Below are 20,264 nucleotides of genomic sequence, written 5' to 3'. Positions count from 1 at the left end.
TTATTTTAAATTATCCTAAAATCGAACAGGATAAAGAAAGGAACTGCTATCAAAGATATAGAAATCTTTTGAAAGATAACTCTTTCTTATTTATCTTCTTTTTAGCGGTATTCAATAATATTCCTATGAAAAGTGTATCTTCCTATATTGGCAGTGCTCACTAGTTCAGGCTAGCGGTTCTGATAAGCACAAAAAGATTTAATGCGCTGCGTCAAAACAAACAATAGAACATTCAAAAAACAATCGGTAAACATAGGTGGTGTTTTCATTTTATCTGCACAAACAACTCCTTTTTTATTTTCTGAAAAGATTTTCTTTATAAGAAGAATCGAGTATAATAGGAACATGGAGGTCGTGATATGGCAAAAATATTATTTAGTGATTTAGATGGAACTCTTATTGAAAAAGGAGGACCAACATCAGATAAGAATTTTGAAGCGATGAAGAAAATGCAGGAACAAGGGCATTTGATTGCACTATGTACAGGAAGAAACCATATTGACATTCAACCGGTGTTAAATAAAATGCATATCCCGTATGACTATTTGGTTTTATGCAATGGTTCTTATATAGAAGATAAATCCGGGAATATTTTATTTGAAGAACATATTTCCAAAGAAGTAGGACAGTCAGTCATTCGTTTGGCTTTGAGTCATCCGGATATTGTTGCAGCTTTTTGCTATGATGATGGGTGTCCGGTATTAGTGGATGGAGAAACTAAAATTTTAGATCTTGACGGGTTAAAAGACAGTGAAGATGATTTTTATACATTATTGGATAAGGCAGAGCGTTTCTATATGCTCTCACTGCATCATAAAGATTTGTCTGTCGACATTATTAAAGAAGTCGCAAAAGAAATCACGGACCACTTTGGTGAGATTGAAACGCACTTGAATCAGCAGTATATTGATGTGGCACCACGCGGACATTCCAAAGGAACCGGTATGAAAAAACTGATATCTTTGTTAGAGAATATTGAATCTTCTTATGCGATTGGCGATTCTTTTAATGATTTACCGATGATTAAGGCGGCAGATATCGGGGCAACCTTTACCTATGCTGTTCCTGAAATTCAAGAAGAAGCGAATAAAGTAGTACGTTATGTTTATGAACTTATTGAAGAAGAAATTTTAAGTTAATCTGAAATTCATTTATATGGGGTAAACTAAGGGGGAATAATGAAATGAGCTGGAAAGATTATTTAAGAGATGTTGAACCGTATGTAGCTGGAGAACAGCCTAAGATGGCTAATTTGATTAAGCTGAATACGAATGAAAATCCATATGGACCCAGTCCAAAAGTAGAAGCGGCACTAAAAATGTTGAGAAGTGAAAAGCTGCGTTTATATCCGGATGCGGATGCGTCAGGACTTAAAAAAGCACTGGCAGATCTTCACCATTTAAAGCCGGAACAGATTTTTATCGGCAATGGATCAGATGAAGTGTTAGCGTTAAGCTTTTTAACGTTTTTTAACAGTGAAAAACCTCTTCTTTTTCCGGACATTACCTATTCGTTCTATCCGGTGTATACACGTCTATTTGATATTCCTTATAAAAGTATACCGTTAAATGATCGGTTCGAGATTGTATTAGAAGATTATAAACAGGAAAACGGTGGTATTATTTTTCCTAATCCCAATGCGCCGACCGGTATTTTAGTTAGTGTGGATTTCATTGAAGAATTGCTTCAAGCCAATCCGAACAGTATGGTTATCATTGATGAGGCGTATATTGATTTTGGCGGAGAATCATGTGTCCCTTTACTCGAACATTATGACAATCTATTGATTATTCAGACATTCTCTAAATCACGTTCTTTAGCGGGATTAAGAATCGGTGTGGCTTACGGAAACAGGGATGCCATTAAGGCATTACAGAATGTGAAAAACTCATTCAATTCTTATCCTGTGGACTATATTGCCCAACATTTGGCAACGGCATCAGTTTTAGATCATGAGGATATGCTGTATAAAGCAAAGAAAGTAATAACCGCAAGAGAATATACTATAAAGGAACTGCGTCAGTTAGGGTTTGAAGTTTTGGAATCAAAAACAAATTTTGTTTTTGCACGTCATCCACAGCTGGAAGCTGAAAAATTGCTGGCAGATCTAAGAGCGGCGGGCATTATTGTACGTCATTTTAATCAGCCGAGAATTGATCAGTTTTTAAGAATATCGATTGGAACAATCACACAGATGGAGGAACTCATCAAATTTTTAAAAGAATATTAACCCAGGAGGTTAGTTATGGATCAAACAAATAATATATTAAAAGAATACAGAGAAAATGCAGAGATCTATCAAAGCTTGAAGGATGATATTGAAGATATTTTAAACAGTATCGTTCAGCTTAACGGGATTAAGATTTCTAACTTATCTATTCGTATTAAACAGGAAAAATCTTTATATAAAAAGATTATGTATAAAAATAAGTATCACCACATTAATGATATTACCGATGTGGTGGCATGCCGTGTCATTACTTTATTTGAAGATGATGTGGAGAAACTTAAAAAACTGGTATGTGAAAATTTTGATATTCTCGAACTGCGTGATAAACGTAAAAAAGAAAATCAAATCCGTGAAGAATATGGCTATAATTCGCTTCATATTATCGCTAAATTTACAAAGGAACGATGTGCTTTAGTGGAATATGCCCCTTATCAGGATATTGCTTTTGAAATCCAAATTCGTACAGCTTTACAGCATTCTTGGTGTGAAATTGAACATGGGCTGGGATATAAATCAGAATATGAAATTCCGAAGCATATTCGCCGCCGTTTAAATCGTTTATCGGCAACGATCGAATTGTTAGATGAAGAGTTCGTGGCAATCGCGAAAGATGTAGAAGCCTATAATAATGGCTTGGAACATGAAGAAAAAATTATGAAAACAGATATCAATATCCTATCCTTGCAAAAGTATGTGCTTCATCAGCCTTACTTAAAAGAATTGATGAATCATTTATCGGAAGAATATCAAGTACCGTTAGAATATGATGTAGGACTTTTATCTCAATTCAGAGTGGTTCAGCGTCTAAATTATATGGGATATGGCTATATTCATGAGCTTGAACATATTATTCAGACGCATAAGGAACAGATTCAGTTTATTTCTAAAACATGGATGGAATTACTGGTGAAAGAAAAGACAGCCTTTAATTACTATATCTGTATTGTATGGCTGACAATCTGCAATATGATGGAAACAGGCAATGAAGAGGTGAATGAAATCATCAACAAAGAAACGATTGAAAAAATTAAGCAGTCTGAAATTATTACGGTACCGCAGGGACTGAGCAATTAGTGCTTCTTGAAACTAAGAGGGTTAATCGGTTATAAATCTCGTTTTGTGAATTAAAATAAGGGTAAGATTTCATCAATAAAGGGGGAAGTCTATGAAAAAGGAAATTATTTTAATACCGAATGCAATTAAAGCGCATGAATTGGCAGCTTTGAAAGAGGTGGCACCAGAGTGCGAATTTATTCTTTGTGATAAAAGTCATCCGGCTAATTTAGAACAGTTAGAAAGAGCAACGATTATTTTTGGTAATGTTTCACCAAAGGAATTGAAGCAGGCTAAGAACTTAAAATGGATTCAAACACATTCGGCTGGTGTTGATCCTTACTGCAAACCGGGAATTTTAGCGGAGGGTGCCATTATCACTAATGCGACAGGGGCATATGGAATGCCAATCAGCGAATATATGGTGGGTACTGTGCTGGCTTTCTATAAAAACTTATTGAAGTATAAAGTACGTCAGCCTCAGGCAATCTGGTCAAACGTAGGTCATATAAAATATGTGGAGAACACTAAAGTCTTATGTATCGGACTAGGGGATATTGGCTCTAATTTTGCCAAAAGAATGAAAAAGCTAGGGGCTTATACGATGGGGATCAAACGAACAACAGCGAATAAACCCGATTATATGGATGAACTTTATACAAGTGAACAACTTAAAGATATCCTGCCTAAAGCGGATATTGTCGCTTTGAGCTTGCCTCGCACATCGGATACAATCCATTTAATTAACAAAGAAATGCTGGAATTAATGAAAGATGATGCCTTGATTATTAATGTAGGACGAGGTGAGGCAATCGATACCGAGGCTTTAGTTGATTGTCTCCGCTCAGGAAAACTGATGGGGGCGGCTTTAGATGTCTTTGAACAGGAACCACTGCCTAGTGATCATCCGCTTTGGCAGATGGAAAATGTTTTGATTACACCTCATGTTTCCGGTGGAAACTATGATAAGGAAACAGGTGATATCGTTTTTCATCTGACTTACAATAACTTTAAGCGTTATTTTAATGATGAACCGTTAGAAAATATTGTCGATTTAACAACCGGATATAAAGTATCCAATTCTTGATCCCAAATGACAGGGATCTTTTTTATTAGACCAACTTTTTACATGTAATTTTTGTATTCAAACAACATCGATTGTATTTTTTTTATAATAGTGGTAATCTTTAAAAAAGGAGGCGATCTTATGGCTTTGAAGATTACCAGAGCAGATTCATCCCATTATCAATATTTTAAAGCAGAGATATTGGAACAGGGGGCAGGATATATCGTATCAAATGCAAATTCAATCGTAGGCTTATTTTCGTTCTTGCCAAAAGACAATCACGCAGAACTTAATTTTACCTTTGTTTTTGACAATGATGCTATTAAGCTGGCAGTGCAGACATTTTTAGAAGATCATCCCAAGATAGAAACTATTCAGTATATGGGAAATCAAAATCTCGCTAAGGTTGGATTTAAACAGAAAGTATATAAGAGGAGCTAATTATGGATAAACAATTTTTTTATGAAATGCTGAAAACAGATTCAGTATCAGGAGACGAAATCAAACTGCAAAAGAAAGTATTAAAGCATTATCAGCCAATTACCGATCAGCAGCTGACTGATGAAACGGGAAATGTGATTAACGTGATTAATCCGAATAGTCCGATAAAAGTTTTAATGTCAGGACATATTGATGAAATCGGTTTGGTTGTAACCGGATATACGGCAGATGGTTTTTTAAAAGTAACGAATGCAGGAGGAATCTATGTTTCTAGTTATTTAGGACATCAGGTAGTCGTTCATACTGTCAATAAGGATATGTATGGCGTTGTCGTGTGTACGCGTTCTCTTTCAAAGAAAAGTGATCTAGCAGTCGGTGATCTGTCTATAGATATTGGAGTCAGCAGCAAGCAGCAGGCAGAGGAGCTTGTGAAAATCGGGGATACGATCACATTTGATACTCATATTCGTGAGATGCAAGACGGGAAAATTTCAGCAAGAGCGATCGATGATCGCGGGGGTGCTTTCATTATTCTCGAAGCACTTAAAAAAGCAAAAGAAAAAGGATGTCAGATTGGAGTCTATGCAAGTACCAGCGTAGGTGAAGAAACCACGATGCGTGGGGCATATTTTGCAGCAGCACGCATAAATCCGACGATGGCAATTATAGTTGATGTGACATATACTTCCGATTATCCGGGGGTGAATGACTACGATTCCGGACATGTTGAATTAGGAAAAGGTCCGGTGCTGTGCTGCAGCAGTATAGTGAATAAAAAAATGAACCAGAAATTAAAAGAAATTGCTCAGGAATTAAAGATTCCTTATCAAATTGAAACTTTTGTCGGGAGAACGGGAACAGATGCAGATAAAATTCATTTAGCGAACCAAGGAATTCCGGTATGCTTAGTTTCACTGCCGTTACGTTATATGCATACACCATCTGAAACTTGTCATGAAGAAGATATTCAAAATAGTATTGATTTGATTGCAGAATTTTTATGTCAGATTGATGAAAGATTTGATTTAAATCCATTTTCATAATTGAGGGGGAATGAAGATGTATAGTTTTAAAAGTGACTATTGTGAAGGGGCACATCCACAAGTCATGGAGGCTTTGGTAAGAACAAATTTTGAACAAACCACAGGGTATTCACAAGATGAATACTGCGAGCAGGCACGACTGAAAATAAAAGAGCAGTTAAAGCGTGAGGATGTGGATATCCATTTTTTAGTGGGAGGGACACAAGCCAATTTAACCGTTATCGCTTCGGCTTTAAAACCTTATCAGGCTTGTATTGCTGCCGATACAGGACATATCAACGTTCATGAAACGGGGGCGGTTGAAGCAACCGGGCATAAAATCTTAACCATTCCCAGCGATGATGGAAAAATCACCTGCACACAAGTCCAGCAGATTTTAAATGAACATACCGATGAACACATGGTACAGCCTAAAATGATCTATATTTCGAATCCAACAGAAGTGGGAACGATTTATAGTGCGGACGAATTAAAAGCTTTATATACCTTTGCAAAAGAAAATAATCTTTATTTATTTGTCGATGGGGCACGTTTGGCAAGTGCTTTAGCCCTGACAGAAAACAGTATGACATTAGAAGATCTAGCAAATTATAGCGATGTTTTCTATATTGGCGGGACAAAATGCGGAGCATTATTTGGCGAGGCTGTCGTCATTGTCAATGAATCCCTGAAACCTGATTTTCGCTATATGATGAAACAAAGAGGCGGAATGTTGGCAAAAGGAAGATTGCTTGGCATACAGTTTCTTACTTTGTTTGAAAATAATCTATATTTTCAGATTGGTGAATACGAAAATAAGATGGCAGCCCGAATGCGCGATGTCTTTATACAACATGGTTTAACATTCTTGGCAGATTCACCAAGCAATCAGCTGTTTCCGATATTAAAAGACAGTATCATTGAAGCAATCGGCGAAAAATATGAGTATACGTATATGCAGAGAATCGATCCGCAGCATTCATGCATTCGTCTTGTCACTTCTTTTGCGACTAATGCTAAGAAAGTGGAAGAGTTCATCAGTGATGTGGAAAATCTTTTAAAATAAATGAAAATGTTAATATCAAGTTCATAAAATGAGGCTATTATTTAGGTGTAGACAAAAAATAATCATTTTTCTTCCAAAAAAAATAATTTGTCTCTAAAAGATATCGCACCAACGGTATCTTTTTTCCTTTGTTGTCGTTTTTTCTATCAATTTAATTCTGACAATGGTAGAGTAAAGGTAAGAAAAAATATAGGAGGAACTAAAGATGATGCGTGATGCAGTTAAAACAATAGGTAATTTGATTGACAAACAATCGATAGGCTATATCAGCTCTATTGATGAAGATGGGTATCCTGCGACAAAAGCGATGTTTGCCCCTAGAATACGTGTTGGAATTAAGGTGTTTTATTTTTCAACAAACACTTCTTCATTAAGAGTAAGTCAATACAGAGAAAATCCTAAAGGATGTATTTATTTTTGTGACCGTCGTTTTTACAGAGGAGTCATGCTTCAAGGAGAGTTTGAAATTTTGGAAGAACATGAAATTAAAGAAAGACTATGGCAGGAAGGGGATACGATGTATTATCCGCTGGGGATCGATGATCCGGATTACTGTGTATTAAAATTCACAGCTAAAAAGGGGCGTTATTACAGTCAGCTAAAGTCAGAAACATTCATGGTCAGCGACTAAATATGATGTTTTTTATTTGCAAATAAAGTAGATTAGGGTATGATAATAAATGGACTATAAAAGTAAGGGGTGATGATATGAAATTGATCGTAGGATTAGGAAATCCTGGAAGAGAATATGAAAATACACGACACAACTGTGGATTCATGATGATAGATCGTTTAGCAGATCAGTTAAAGGTCGAGATCAATCAGGCTAAATTCAAAGGACTGTATGTGAAAACAAAGATAGAGGGGGAAGACGTTATTCTGCTTAAACCGCAGACATATATGAATTTATCGGGGGAATCTATCGGAGAAGTCATGCGCTTTTTTAAGATTGACAAGACAGATATTTTAGTAGTTTATGATGATTTGGATTTGCCTGTTGGAAAGATCAGGATTCGTGAAAGTGGCAGTGCCGGTGGCCATAACGGAATCAAAAGTACAATCGCACACCTGGGCGGACAGGACTTTAAACGTATTCGTATCGGAATCGACAAGCATCCGCTGATTCCGGTCGTGGATTATGTATTGGGGAAATTTACAGCCGAAGAACAAACTAAACTGAACGAGGCTTTAGAGAATGCCTGCAAAGCGGCAATGGCATTTATGACACAAGACTTTAATAAAGTCATGAGCCTGTATAATAAGAAATAAGATGGAAAAGATATTCCGCTTATTAACCCAAAATCCGGCTGTACAAACACTGGCAAAAGGTAAAGGAAATGTGGTGACTACTCACATTAGCGATGAAGCTTATTTGATCGCTAGTGCCTTTTTGGCTGCTCAAAAAAATATTCTGGTTGTTAAAAGCAATCAATATGAAGCACTTCAGCTCTATCGACAGCTTATTGATATGAATCAAAAGGATGTGCTGTTTTTTCCAGTAGATGAATCTCAGCGTATCGAAGCCTTGGTGCAGTCTCCTGAACTGATGGCAGAGCGAATCAATACACTTTATCAACTGCAAGGGGATGAACCGAAGATCATTATTGCACATACCGCGTCCCTTATTCGCTGTCTGCCCAGTGCATCATTATTCAAAGAGAGAATGCTTCGTCTTCAGGTCAATCAGCAAATTGAGATTAACGATTTAAAACGAGCATTAATTTATAATGGCTATCAGTATACGACACGAGTAGATCAGCCATTCTACTTTGCTCAGCGCGGAGGCGTGATCGATGTCTATTCCATGCAATATCCTAATCCGATCCGTATTGAGTTTTTTGATGATGAAATTGAAAGCATCCGTTTCTATAATGCAGATGACCAGAGAACAATCGAAAGTATCTCGGAGATAGAAATCATTCCTGCAACGGACATTATCTATGAAGATGATGAGGTTGAAGCCTGCTGTGAAAAAGTATTGGCAATAAAGCAGGACTGCATTGGCAAGCTGGATACGTTTAAACAGGATGAATTAGACGAAAATATTGCGATCGATTTAGAAAATTTAAGACAACATGATACCTCTTTTTCAATGTATAAGTTCTTACCTTTTTTAACAACGATCAATACGATCAAAGACTACTGTCATAACCCGATTCTTTTCTTATCGGTATATACCAGCATTTTAGATAACTATAAAATGTATGTGGAAGAACTGTTTTATTATAATAAGGAATTATTTGAAGAAGGACGTTCTTTATTGAATTTGTCATTGTATGTGGATATTAATGATGTGATTAAAGGGAATGCGGTGTATGGTGAGATCTTTAAGTCAAAAGAAAAAGAAGTGTCATTTAATGCCCGTCAGATTCAATCCATCTATCAGTCAGAAGCACAGTTGATTAATGAATTAACCGGTTACGCAAAAATATCTAAAGTACTTCTCATTCTAAAGAATGACATGCATTTTAGAAATATTACAGAACTGCTTGAACGTCATCAGATCGCTTTTACATTAATCAGTGAGCAAGATGACATTTATCCGGGGATTAATATCATACGTGGAGAATTAAGCGGCGGAATCGAATTAGTCGATGAACGCTTAACGATTATCACAGAAAAAGAATTGTATGGGACTACACCTGAAACGAAAAAGAATTTTGTGAAGTATAAGAACGCTAAGGTGATTCAAAACTTCAGTGAATTAAATGTGGGTGATTACATTGTCCATGATACGCACGGGATTGGGCAGTATATGGGAATTAAGACGTTAGAGGTACAGGGTGTTCACCGTGATTACCTTTATATCAGTTATCGTGGAAACGATACACTCTATGTTCCTGTCGATCAATTCAAGCTGATTCGTAAATACACATCAGCAAATGGACATGCACCAAAAGTGCATAAATTAGGCAGTGCCGAGTGGCAGCGTACTAAACAAAAGATTAAAAGTAAAGTCGATGATTTGGCAGATGAACTGATTGCTTTATATGCAAAACGTCTGACACAGCAGGGATTTGCCTTCGATCAGGATAATGCCATGCAGCAGGATTTTGAGAATGAATTTAATTATCAGTTAACTCCGGATCAGCAGCAGGCAGTCAATGAAATCAAAGCAGATATGGAACAGCCTCGTCCGATGGATCGCTTGCTTTGCGGAGATGTTGGTTTTGGTAAAACAGAAGTAGCCCTGCGTGCAGCTTTTAAAGCGATTTTAAGCGGCAAGCAGGTGGCTTTTCTATGCCCAACAACGATTCTGTCATCACAGCATTATCGCACTGTGACAGAGCGTTTTAAGAACTTTCCAGTGAATTTTGCACTGCTGAATCGATTCACCACACCAAAGCAGACAAAAGAGATATTAAACAGTGTCAAAGACGGGAGTTTAGACCTGCTGATTGGGACTCATAAGATTCTCAATAATAATGTTCAATTCAAGGATATTGGGCTATTGATTGTAGATGAGGAACAGCGTTTTGGGGTGCGTCATAAAGAAAAAATTAAAGAATACAAGGAAACCATAGATGTCTTAACGTTATCGGCAACTCCGATTCCAAGAACTTTGCAGATGTCATTGATGGGAGTTCGAAGCTTGTCTCAAATCGAGACAGCCCCTACCAACCGTCTTCCGGTTCAAACCTATGTGATGGAAAAGAATCCGGCTCTAATCAAACAGGTCATCGAAAGAGAATTATCACGTCAGGGACAAGTATTCTATTTATATAATCGCACTTCCAGCATAACGGATGTCGCTAATAAGATAGCGATGACGATTCCCGGTGCTAAAGTAGGTATTGGGCATGGACAGATGCATAAAGATGATTTAGAAGATGTCATGATGAAATTCATGAATAAAGAGTATAATGTATTAGTGTGTACAACCATTATTGAAACAGGAATCGATATTCCTAATGCCAATACTTTAATTGTAGAAGATGCGGATAAATTTGGACTGTCACAGCTGTATCAGATTAAAGGACGTGTGGGACGAAGCGACCGTAATGCCTATGCTTATTTACTGTATCGTCCGAATAAGCAGATGAGCGAAGAAGCCGCTAAACGTTTAAAAGCGATCAAAGAATTTACACAGCTGGGAAGCGGTTATAAGATTGCGATGCGTGACTTAACGATTCGCGGTGCCGGAGATATTCTAGGCGGACAGCAGGCAGGCTTCATTGATACGGTTGGATTTGACATGTATATGAAAATTCTGATGGAAGTCGTAGATGAAAAGCGCGGCATCGAACAAAAAGAAGATGTCCCGGTTTTAAATGTCAATGTAGACGGTTATATTCCGAGTGATTATGTGAATACTGATTTAGAAAAGCTGGAACTTTATCAGCGTTTAGAGCATGTTCAGTCCCTTGAAGATTTGGACGCTATTAAAATAGAATTGAATGATATCTATGGAAAACTACCGAAGACTGTAGAAACATTAGTTCAAAAAAGAGAATTTGATCTTATTATGAATGATGAAAAGATCGATGAGATGAAAGAAGAAAAAAATCTCGTTCAGATCATTTTAACACAGGCATTCAGCGATCGTTTAGATGGTGAAAAACTTTTCAACATGATTAGCGAATATAGAAAAAAGGTAAGTTTGACTTACACTATGAAAAAGATTGTGATAAAATTTTTAAAGGATGAGAACTGGTTAGCGAGAGCTAATGAGCTCCTGCCGAGAATAAAAGAATTATAAAGATAAAGGGGTGAAAGTATGGGAGAACAGATCAATATTGAAGAATTATTGCTGAATGGCACACCTGCTCAAATTGAAGCAATGATTCGTTTTATCCACCCAGCAGATGTGCTGGATGTCTTGCATGAACACGAGGATCTTGCGCGGGAGATTCTGCAAAAATTACCCGATGAAATGATCGGGGCAATTATCGATGAAGAAGAAGCCGAGGATAAATATGAGTTATTGAGAGGGTTTACCCGTACGCACCAAAAGACGATCCTCGATGAGATGTCATCCGATGAAATCACCGACATGATTGGTTCGATGGATGATGAAGAGGGGAAAGATGTCTTCAACATCTTGGATAAAGAAGATCAAGAGGATGTCAAACAGCTGTTATCTTACGATCCGGATAGTGCCGGGGGGATCATGACAACGGAATTTATTGGTATTTATGACAATAAAACCGTTTTGAAGACTCTCGAATATTTAAAAAGCGAATGCCAGGATGTTGAGATGGCAACTTACATATATGTCATCAGCAGAACTATGGAATTAAAAGGCGTTGTCTCATTAAGGGATTTAGTCTTTACTGCTTTTGATACACGCATTTCAACCATTACCAATCACAATGTCATTTCAATCGATGTTGATATGGATCAGGAAGAGGTTGCCAATACCTTTGATAAATACGGGTTTGTGATGATGCCGGTTGTTGATAAAGAAAATAAGATATTAGGGGTCATCACGATCGATGATATCTTGGAAGTCATTAAAGAAGAAGCAAGTGAAGATATTCATCATATGGCGGGGTTAGCGAAAGAAGAACGTGTTGATGGAACCATCGGTGATTCGATAAAATCACGTCTGCCATGGTTGATTATCAATTTATTAACGGCACTGTTAGCTTCAACGGTAATCGATCTGTTCCAATCTACCATTTCTCAAGTTGTCGCATTATCAGCGGTCATGACCATTGTTTCGGGAATGGGTGGAAATGCCGGAACCCAGTCTTTAACTATTATCGTTCGTGGGCTTTCTCTTGGCGAGCTGACAAAAGAAAATGCACGAAAGGTATTGATGAAAGAATTAACAGTAGGATTGGTGAACGGACTGGTTATCGCAGTCTTTGTATCGATTTTGGCACTTTACTACGAATTTAATATGATGTTTGGACTTATTGCCGGAATTGCTATGGTGTTGAATATGATTATGGCAAACTTCTCCGGTTATTTGGTACCGGTAGTGTTGGAAAAAATGAATATTGATCCGGCATTAGCCAGCGGTGTTTTTGTAACAACGGTGACCGATGTTTTGGGATTCCTGTTCTTCTTAGGATTAGCAAGCATGTTTATGCAGTATCTTGTATAAACGTGCTTTTTTATTGATAAATTATCATAATATGAGCAAAACAAAAAGACCCAGCAGGTCTTAAATAGGTAAATCAATATTAGGAAGTGTAAATCCTCTTCCTTTTACTTCATGAACCTCAGAGATAATTGTAAAGGCAGTAGGATCAATGGATGCAATCCCTTCATTTAAAGCATGCAGCTGTCGTTTCGACAGAACGCACATGACAGCTTTTTGACTTTCATTGTGAAGACCTGTGGTAATTTCTAAATAAGTCGTTCCACGATCGATATGATGGTGAATCCAATTATTGATTTCACTGTATTTTGGAGTAATAATGACAACCTGAGTCTGAGTAGATCCCAGCATCAGGGTTCGATCAATCGCAACAGAACTGATAAATAGAATAATGAGACTGTACAGCAGGCTTTGAATATCCGTTGAAAAAGCCTGTGCCATAATAATAACGAAATCAAATGCATAAATTAGGACAGAAGTTGGGATTCCCAGCTTTTTATTAAGCAGGATTGGGGGAATATCCATTCCTCCGGTGCTTGCCCCTTGTCGCAGGACTAAACCGATTCCCAAGCCGATAAATAACCCACCAAAAATTGTACTGATCAGTAAATCAAATGTTGGCTGATAGAAAGCCACCAGCTGCTGGGAAATTTGCAGGAAAAGAGGATAAACGATCGTACTGACAATGGTCAGCATGGCAAACTTCCTACCTAAAAAAAGCAGTCCGATAATAAACATTGCAATATTAATAACGAGTACCGCGAAAGAAATATCAATGCCAAAATAATTGTTTAAGGCAAAAGCAATTCCGGTTCCGCCGCCCATAATAAGATGAGTGGGGGAAACGAAAAGGCTCACGCCAAGAGCGAGCAATGCATTGCCAATCAGTGTTGCAACTAAATTATAAATCGATTTTTTCATGTTTCAACCTCCAAAATAGATAATTATACATTTATTTTTAGTATAACCTAGTTTTAAATTTCTACAATTAAAACTGGTTTCTTTAAATGACTGTCAAACGAAAACGGTGTGTATCACACCGTTTATTGCGAATCATTCAATCCGTTTGTCGTATCAAAATTATATTGATCATAAGGCTCATTTGCATTAAATGAGAACTTGCTTGATGGAAGTGGATAATCTTCCAATCCCATGATACGGCGAATCTCGGTTGCTGCAGCCTGCAATGACTCTTTGTATGGAATATAGTAGTAGATCTCTGTTCCTGCCCAATCCGTATAAATCATCGAATCATATCCGGCAATGGTGCTGGATGAAATGGATAAAGCAGAAGTATTTGAGAATGTAGATTTTGATCCTAAACTTGTCAGCATGCTGAATAAACCATACATATCACTCTGTTTCATGTTCGTTTGAACGTTGTTTCCTAATACAGAAAGCAAGCTATCCAGACTGGTCAGAATTTGACCGGAAGCTAATTTACTGATCATGCCCTCAATCACAATTTGCTGATTGACACCACGACCAATATCACCGTTTGGCAAAGTTTTACGATGACGAGATAAGGCTAAGGCTTGTTCACCGTTTAAATGCTGGTAACCTTCATTGATACATAAGGCATCCGGTGTGTCTTTGGAATCCTGTTCACAGAATGATAAAGGCACGGTAACGTCGATTCCACCGATCGCATCGACTAGATTGACAACAGCGTTAAAGTTTACTTTGACATAATAGTTAATTGTAATTCCTAATGTTTCTTCGAGAGAATCAATCGTACAAGTCACACCACCGGAACCGGAATGGGTAATCTTGTCATTGATGTTTCCGCGGCAGGTTACAGGAATATAAGTATCACGTGGAATAGAGATCATTGAAAGCTTCAAGGTTTTTGGATTAAATGTCGCTAGCATAATCACATCGGCATTCGATCCGGAAGAAAGATCACCGTCACGAGAATCCACTCCATTGATTAAAACTGTGAATGGCTCGGTTGACATATTGACAGATGTGGATGAGTTTGAATTATCAATCGTTTGCTTATAAGAAGCGATCTGTACGGTTGTTTTGGCAAATTCGGGATAAATTTCGCCGATCATGCTTAATCCCTGCTCATCAACTGCAATCGCATCGACCTTTTTGTTTATCAAGTCTCCGGCGGCTGTAACGAAGTTGCTGTAGGTTTCAATTGTATAAGAACTTTCGGCGATTCCTTTTTTATTTAAGCCTTCGATCACTGTACTATAGCAAGTAGTGCTTGTTGAAGATTGTAAACCAAGTTTTTTACCGGTTAATTCTTCAGGGGCAGTAATCGCAGAATCTTTTAAGACATAGATATAGCTGTAAACATATTCCTGAGTAGAAGAGATTTTTCCCAGCTCATAGTGCAAACGGAAATAAAGATAATCCGCATAAGCGATGCCACTGCTGCAAAGAATGCTTAATACAATCGCAAAGATTGTCAAGTTGCGAATTGCTTTTTTCTTTCCTAGGATAAAGCAGAGAATAACGATTGCCGACAGCAATAAGATTACACCGCTGATCATTAAATTGATTTTAGTTCCTAAATAGGGAGAATTAAACAGTAAAAAAATACCAACGACAGAAAAAAGCAAAGGTAAATACATCAGTATAATACAGGCAATATTTTTAAAGTTTATTCCTTCTTTTTTGTGTTTACTCATGAGTAACCTCCTTCTCTACGTATTCATCACGCAGATACTGTTTTTTATATTGATTTGAAGTTGTTTCCTGAATGAATTCGAAAAAATGCGGATCATCAACAAAGCATGTGTAAGTGACAGCTTCATCATACTCTTTGTTTATGACTAAAATCGCCATATTTTTTATATAGTGATCGATGAGTTTTGTAAATGTATAATCAAAACTGATCTTGTATAAAGGCTTTAATTCGTAGATGACTAAATCAGCATTTAATAAGGTTTGACTGGTCGCCTGACTGTAGGCTCTTACTAATCCGCCGGCACCTAATTTAATTCCGCCAAAATAGCGTACAACGATAGCTAAAACATGATTTAATTCCTGTTTTTGAATAACATTTAAAATAGGCATTCCGGCTGTTTTAGCGGGTTCGCCGTCATCACTTGCTTTCATCGCCCCATCAAAGATATAGGCATAGCAGTAATGATTCGCTTCAGGATATTTATTTTTATAAAATTCTAAATAAGAAGAGACATCTTCAAGTGATTGAAGATGAACGACAATGCCGATAAATCGTGATTTATTAACGATAATTTCATGTTCACAATTATTTTTCACAGACTTAATCATGTCGCACCTCCAATAAAAACATTATAGAGTATAACTGTCGATTTTAAAAGGAAAACTAATATTTGTCACATAATAAAATACAAAATGTGAAATTTGTCGCACTTTTTAAGCAAAAATTTAGAGACTTTTTTTAGATTTGTGCTAATATACTTAAGGGAGGAATGAACATGTCAAAAATCGCAATACTAGCTGACAGTGGCTGTCAGATTAAAAAAGATGCCCTAATTAAAGAAGGAGTCTATATTGTTCCGTTGCAAATAACGGTGAATAATCAAAATTATTTAGATGGAATTGATATTCAATCCGAAGAAGTGTTCAATCGCATCAAAGATGAAAAATGTATCGCAACGACTTCCCAGCCGGCAACTGGTTCTTTAGTAGAAGTCATTGCCCAAATAAAAGCAGATGGCTACGATGAAATCTTAGGAATCAGTTTAGCCTCTGGGTTATCTTCAACGATTGAAGGAATGAAGATTGCCGCAGATATGGAAGACATGCCAATTACATTAGTAGACAGCAAGGCAACAGCTGGAAATCATAAGTATTTAGTAAAAGTTGCGATGACGTTAGTTAAAGAAGGAAAAGGCGTACAAGAGATCAAGACTGTTTTAGAAGACTTAGTCAAAGATTCAGCAACCTTGATTTTAGTCAGTGACTTGCAGCATTTAAAACGTGGCGGACGTATTACGGCTTCTGTGGCAGTGCTGGGTGGTTTATTGAAAATTGTACCGGTCATGAAATTAAATGAGGATCTTGGCGGAAAAATTGATGAATTCGATAAAGTAAGAACGATCAAGAAAGCCAATATTCGTATTATTGAATACTTTAAAGAAAAAAATATAAATTCTCAGGATTATATATTAACACTTGAAGATGTATTAGCTACAAAAATTCGTGATGAAATGAGAGATTATGCAAAAGAAGCACTTAATAGCGACACTATACATACAGGACTGCTGCCGGCTGTGGTTGGCGTTCATATGGGAATCGGTGGCGTTGGTTATCAGTATATTCGTAAATATCAGGGAATTGAACAGTTAGAGGATGCTTAAAACATCCTTTTTTTGTTCATAATAGATTCAGGTGATAATAATGGACGAAAGAAAAGAAATATTAGAAAAGATATTCCAGCAAACGCAGTCAACACTATGTGATGAAGAAACCATGCAATTGCTGTTGGGAAAAAAATATGACAGCGACAGCAAGGATGACAAGCCTTCTTTTAGTGAAAAAGCGGCAGATATGATAGCCCGCATTGCCGGAAGCTGGGCGTTTATCATTATTTTCGGGATTGTGCTGTTTAGCTGGATGTATGTCAATATCCTTTTTTTGAAATCCCCCTTTGACCCCTATCCTTTTATTCTGTTAAATTTAGTGTTATCCTGTGTATCTGCCTTTCAGGCGCCTTTAATTATGATGGCACAGAATCGACAGGATCATAAGGATCGGGTACGGGCACGCAACGATTATATTCTAAATATTAAAACAGAAGTGATGATGGAAGATATTTATCAGAAAATAGAGAATATAATAAAAACTCAAGAAGAAATTTTAGAAAAAATAAATAATGAGATAAATTAATTTGCAATTTAACTTAAAAATGTTTAATATAGGGATATAACTTACAGGGGGGTATTATATGAAATTCGAATTTTCCAATAGAATGCGTAATGTACAGGCTTCGGCAGTCAGAGAAATATTAAAAGCGGCGTCAGATCCTAAGGTGATAAGTTTTGGCGGCGGCAATCCGGCAATGCAGGCTTTTCCGGTAGACAGCATTAAAACCATTTCGAATGAATTGTTTGAAGAAGATCCCATCAGTATGCTTCAATATGGGATTACAGAAGGCTATGGACCGCTTCGTGAATCTGCTAAGGCATTTTTCAATCGTCATGAACAAGTTTCCAAAGAATACGATGATTTGATTATTACTTCCGGATCACAGCAGATTATGGATTTTTTAGCTAAATGTCTATGTAATGAGGGAGATACGATTATTTGTGAAGATCCAAGCTTCTTGGGGGCTTTGAATGCTTTTAGAAGCAACGGTGCAAAGCTGATCGGAGTCAGCTTAGAAGAAGATGGCATCAACATGGAAGAATTAGAGAAAGCGATGCAGCAAAAACCAACGCCTAAATTCTTATATGTGATTCCTAACTTTCAAAACCCAATGGGAACAACGATGTCATTGGAAAAAAGAAAAAAGACCTATGAACTGGCTAAGAAATATGGCGTGCTTATCTTAGAAGACAATCCTTACGGCGATCTACGATTTTCTTCTAAAGCCGTTCCTTCTATTAAATCAATGGATGAAGAAGGGATTGTCTTATATGCGGCAAGTTTATCGAAGATTATTGCACCGGGAATGCGTGTTGCCGTTGCGATCGGACATAAAGACTTATTGTCACGCTTAACAGTCGCTAAACAGGTAGCGGATGTGCATACGAATGTATGGGCGCAGCGAGTGATGGATCGTTTCTTGCGTACCACAGATATGGATCAGCATTTAAAACGTCTGCAAGCGATTTATCGTGATCAGGCACAATTAATGCTGGATACAATCAAAGAACATTTTCATCCTTCAGTACAATACACAAAACCCGAAGGCGGAATGTTTATCTGGGCAACTTTCCCTGATGATGTTGATGTATTAGAGTTCATTCAAGAAGCGATCAAGCAGAATGTGGCGGTAGTACCGGGCAGTGCTTTTATGGTGGATGAGAATGCACCTTGCCACAGCATTCGTTTAAACTTCTCTACGCCAACAAAAGAAAATATTCAAAAAGGGATTAAAATTTTAGGTGACTTAACCTATAAATTTTGTCGATAATCGAGACCGATCCGGTCTCATTTTTTTATATTTCAAAATTAATTGAATATTCAACTATTGTATGCTAATATGTTTTTAGTTGAGTGTTCAACCATTTGGAGGGCGTATGGAAAGTAATAATTATTTGTTGATGAATTCGTCAATTTTATACCGCTGTACTCAAAAATACTATGATAAGCAATTAAATCCGTATGAGATCGGTGCCGGACAGCTTCAGTTTTTAATTATGATTTATGAAGAAGAAGGAATCACGATGCAGGCGCTTGCTAACAAAGGCAACTTTGACAAAGGCACGATCACCAAAGGGATTCAGAAACTAGAAGATTTAGGTTATGTGCGATCTGTAGTAAATGAACAAGATAAGCGCGTGCGCTGTTTATACACCACCGATAAAACAAAAGAAATTATCGGCAGCCTGTATTTGATTCGACGTGACTGGTGGGAACGGATTACAAAAGACATTACCCTTATAGAAGCGGAGCTTTTTGAAAGTCTTTTACAAAAAATTGCGGAGAGTGCCAGTCAGTATATGGTTGAAGAAGAAAAAGAGATTGCCTTTTTCGGAATGCAGAAACTCACATTATTAGATTATCCCGGAAAGATGGCGTGTACTCTGTTTACCGGAGGATGTAATTTTAAATGCCCGTTTTGCCATAATGCCGATTTAGTTTTTTTACCGGAAAATATGGTGGAAATTAAAGGGCAGGATGTTTTAGATTATTTAAAAAAGCGTCAAGGAATCTTGGAAGGGGTTTGCATCAGTGGCGGAGAACCGCTCTTACATGATGAAATCGAACCTTTTTTAAGAAAAGTAAAAGCTTTAGGGTATCCAATCAAATTAGATACAAACGGATGCTTTCCCGATAAAATCAAGTATTTAGTAAAAGAAGGTTTGATTGATTATGTCGCTATGGATATCAAGAATTCATTTGAAAGATACCCGGAAACAATTGGGACTCAGACAATTTATATAGAGGCGATGAAGGAAAGCATAGACTATCTGTTAAGCGGAGCGGTTGATTATGAGTTTAGAACCACGATGGTGAAAGAATTTCACTCTATCGAAGATATATCAGCAATCGGAAAGATGCTGAAGGGGGCTAAGCGCTATTATCTGCAAAACTTTATAGACGGAGAGCGTGTGATTCAAAAAGGATTGCATGGATTTACAAAGGAAGAATTGGAAGCATTTGCTAAAGTGGTAAAACCATATATTGAAACAGTAGAAATTAGGGGAATATAGAAAGAAGGATAAATC

Annotated in this window: 18 protein-coding genes; 15 read left to right on the top strand and 3 right to left on the bottom strand. The window is 37.2% G+C overall.

Annotated features, from left to right (window positions below; translation table 11 throughout):
- Nucleotides 1-359 precede the first annotated feature (359 nt).
- The 11 genes from ACLRVU_RS10710 to mgtE all read left to right on the top strand — a co-directional run bounded on the left by ACLRVU_RS10710 (nt 360) and on the right by mgtE (nt 12,930).
- Complete coding sequence (locus tag ACLRVU_RS10710) at nt 360-1,139, top strand: HAD-IIB family hydrolase (RefSeq protein WP_412891857.1); 780 nt, start codon at nt 360-362, stop codon at nt 1,137-1,139.
- Between the two features lie 44 nt (nt 1,140-1,183).
- Nucleotides 1,184-2,230: a histidinol-phosphate transaminase gene (gene hisC, locus ACLRVU_RS10705; protein WP_412891856.1), complete on the top strand. Its 1,047-nt coding sequence runs from the start codon at nt 1,184-1,186 to the stop codon at nt 2,228-2,230.
- A 15-nt stretch (nt 2,231-2,245) separates the two neighbouring features.
- Entirely contained in the window at nt 2,246-3,304 is a 1,059-nt protein-coding gene (locus tag ACLRVU_RS10700) for a hypothetical protein (RefSeq protein WP_147551405.1), read from the top strand.
- Between the two features lie 91 nt (nt 3,305-3,395).
- The gene (locus ACLRVU_RS10695) at nt 3,396-4,370 is read left to right on the top strand and encodes a D-2-hydroxyacid dehydrogenase (RefSeq protein WP_412891855.1); all 975 of its coding nucleotides are present in this window, start codon (nt 3,396-3,398) and stop codon (nt 4,368-4,370) included.
- 120 nt (nt 4,371-4,490) lie between these two features.
- A complete protein-coding gene (locus ACLRVU_RS10690) occupies nt 4,491-4,790 on the top strand; it encodes a hypothetical protein (RefSeq protein WP_412891854.1) in 300 nt (99 codons plus the stop codon).
- A gap of 2 nt (nt 4,791-4,792) precedes the next feature.
- On the top strand, nt 4,793-5,833 hold the full coding sequence (locus tag ACLRVU_RS10685; RefSeq protein ID WP_412891853.1) for a M20/M25/M40 family metallo-hydrolase: 1,041 nt from the start codon (nt 4,793-4,795) through the stop codon (nt 5,831-5,833).
- Nucleotides 5,834-5,849: 16 nt separating this feature from the next.
- A complete protein-coding gene (locus tag ACLRVU_RS10680) occupies nt 5,850-6,878 on the top strand; it encodes a threonine aldolase family protein (protein ID WP_412891852.1) in 1,029 nt (342 codons plus the stop codon).
- 208 nt (nt 6,879-7,086) lie between these two features.
- Nucleotides 7,087-7,509, top strand: coding sequence for a pyridoxamine 5'-phosphate oxidase family protein (locus tag ACLRVU_RS10675; RefSeq protein ID WP_412891862.1), 423 nt, complete (start codon nt 7,087-7,089; stop codon nt 7,507-7,509).
- A 77-nt stretch (nt 7,510-7,586) separates the two neighbouring features.
- Nucleotides 7,587-8,147 carry an aminoacyl-tRNA hydrolase gene (gene pth / locus ACLRVU_RS10670; protein WP_412891851.1) on the top strand — a complete coding sequence of 187 codons (561 nt, stop codon included), beginning with the start codon at nt 7,587-7,589 and terminating at the stop codon, nt 8,145-8,147.
- 1 nt (nt 8,148) lies between these two features.
- Nucleotides 8,149-11,577, top strand: a complete 3,429-nt coding sequence (gene mfd, locus ACLRVU_RS10665) for a transcription-repair coupling factor (protein WP_412891850.1) — start codon at nt 8,149-8,151, stop codon at nt 11,575-11,577.
- 18 nt (nt 11,578-11,595) lie between these two features.
- Entirely contained in the window at nt 11,596-12,930 is a 1,335-nt protein-coding gene (gene mgtE, locus ACLRVU_RS10660; RefSeq protein WP_412891849.1) for a magnesium transporter, read from the top strand.
- 60 nt (nt 12,931-12,990) lie between these two features.
- Here the strand turns inward: mgtE and ACLRVU_RS10655 are convergent, their stop codons facing one another.
- The 3 genes from ACLRVU_RS10655 to ACLRVU_RS10645 form a co-directional block, all read right to left on the bottom strand.
- The gene (locus ACLRVU_RS10655) at nt 12,991-13,848 is read right to left on the bottom strand and encodes a YitT family protein (RefSeq protein ID WP_412891848.1); all 858 of its coding nucleotides are present in this window, start codon (nt 13,846-13,848) and stop codon (nt 12,991-12,993) included.
- A gap of 122 nt (nt 13,849-13,970) precedes the next feature.
- Complete coding sequence (locus ACLRVU_RS10650; RefSeq protein ID WP_412891847.1) at nt 13,971-15,569, bottom strand: LCP family protein; 1,599 nt, start codon at nt 15,567-15,569, stop codon at nt 13,971-13,973.
- Complete coding sequence (locus ACLRVU_RS10645; RefSeq protein ID WP_412891846.1) at nt 15,562-16,176, bottom strand: IMPACT family protein; 615 nt, start codon at nt 16,174-16,176, stop codon at nt 15,562-15,564. Before ACLRVU_RS10645 ends, ACLRVU_RS10650 begins: the two co-directional genes overlap by 8 nt.
- A gap of 167 nt (nt 16,177-16,343) precedes the next feature.
- Between ACLRVU_RS10645 and ACLRVU_RS10640 the strand changes: the two genes are divergently transcribed.
- From ACLRVU_RS10640 to ACLRVU_RS10625, 4 genes are all read left to right on the top strand, one after another.
- Nucleotides 16,344-17,228 (top strand): DegV family protein, encoded by an 885-nt coding sequence (locus ACLRVU_RS10640; RefSeq protein ID WP_412891845.1) that lies wholly within the window; start codon nt 16,344-16,346, stop codon nt 17,226-17,228.
- A 40-nt stretch (nt 17,229-17,268) separates the two neighbouring features.
- The gene (locus ACLRVU_RS10635) at nt 17,269-17,757 is read left to right on the top strand and encodes a DUF1003 domain-containing protein (protein WP_412891844.1); all 489 of its coding nucleotides are present in this window, start codon (nt 17,269-17,271) and stop codon (nt 17,755-17,757) included.
- 58 nt (nt 17,758-17,815) lie between these two features.
- Entirely contained in the window at nt 17,816-19,006 is a 1,191-nt protein-coding gene (locus tag ACLRVU_RS10630; RefSeq protein WP_412891843.1) for a PLP-dependent aminotransferase family protein, read from the top strand.
- Nucleotides 19,007-19,112: 106 nt separating this feature from the next.
- Complete coding sequence (locus tag ACLRVU_RS10625) at nt 19,113-20,249, top strand: anaerobic ribonucleoside-triphosphate reductase activating protein (protein ID WP_412891842.1); 1,137 nt, start codon at nt 19,113-19,115, stop codon at nt 20,247-20,249.
- The last annotated feature ends 15 nt before the right edge of the window (nt 20,250-20,264 follow it).

Source organism: Beduini sp. (genome assembly GCF_047239305.1).
Lineage (GTDB): Bacteria > Bacillota_I > Bacilli_A > Erysipelotrichales > Coprobacillaceae > Beduini.
This window is presented reverse-complemented; position numbering and strand designations above follow the sequence as displayed.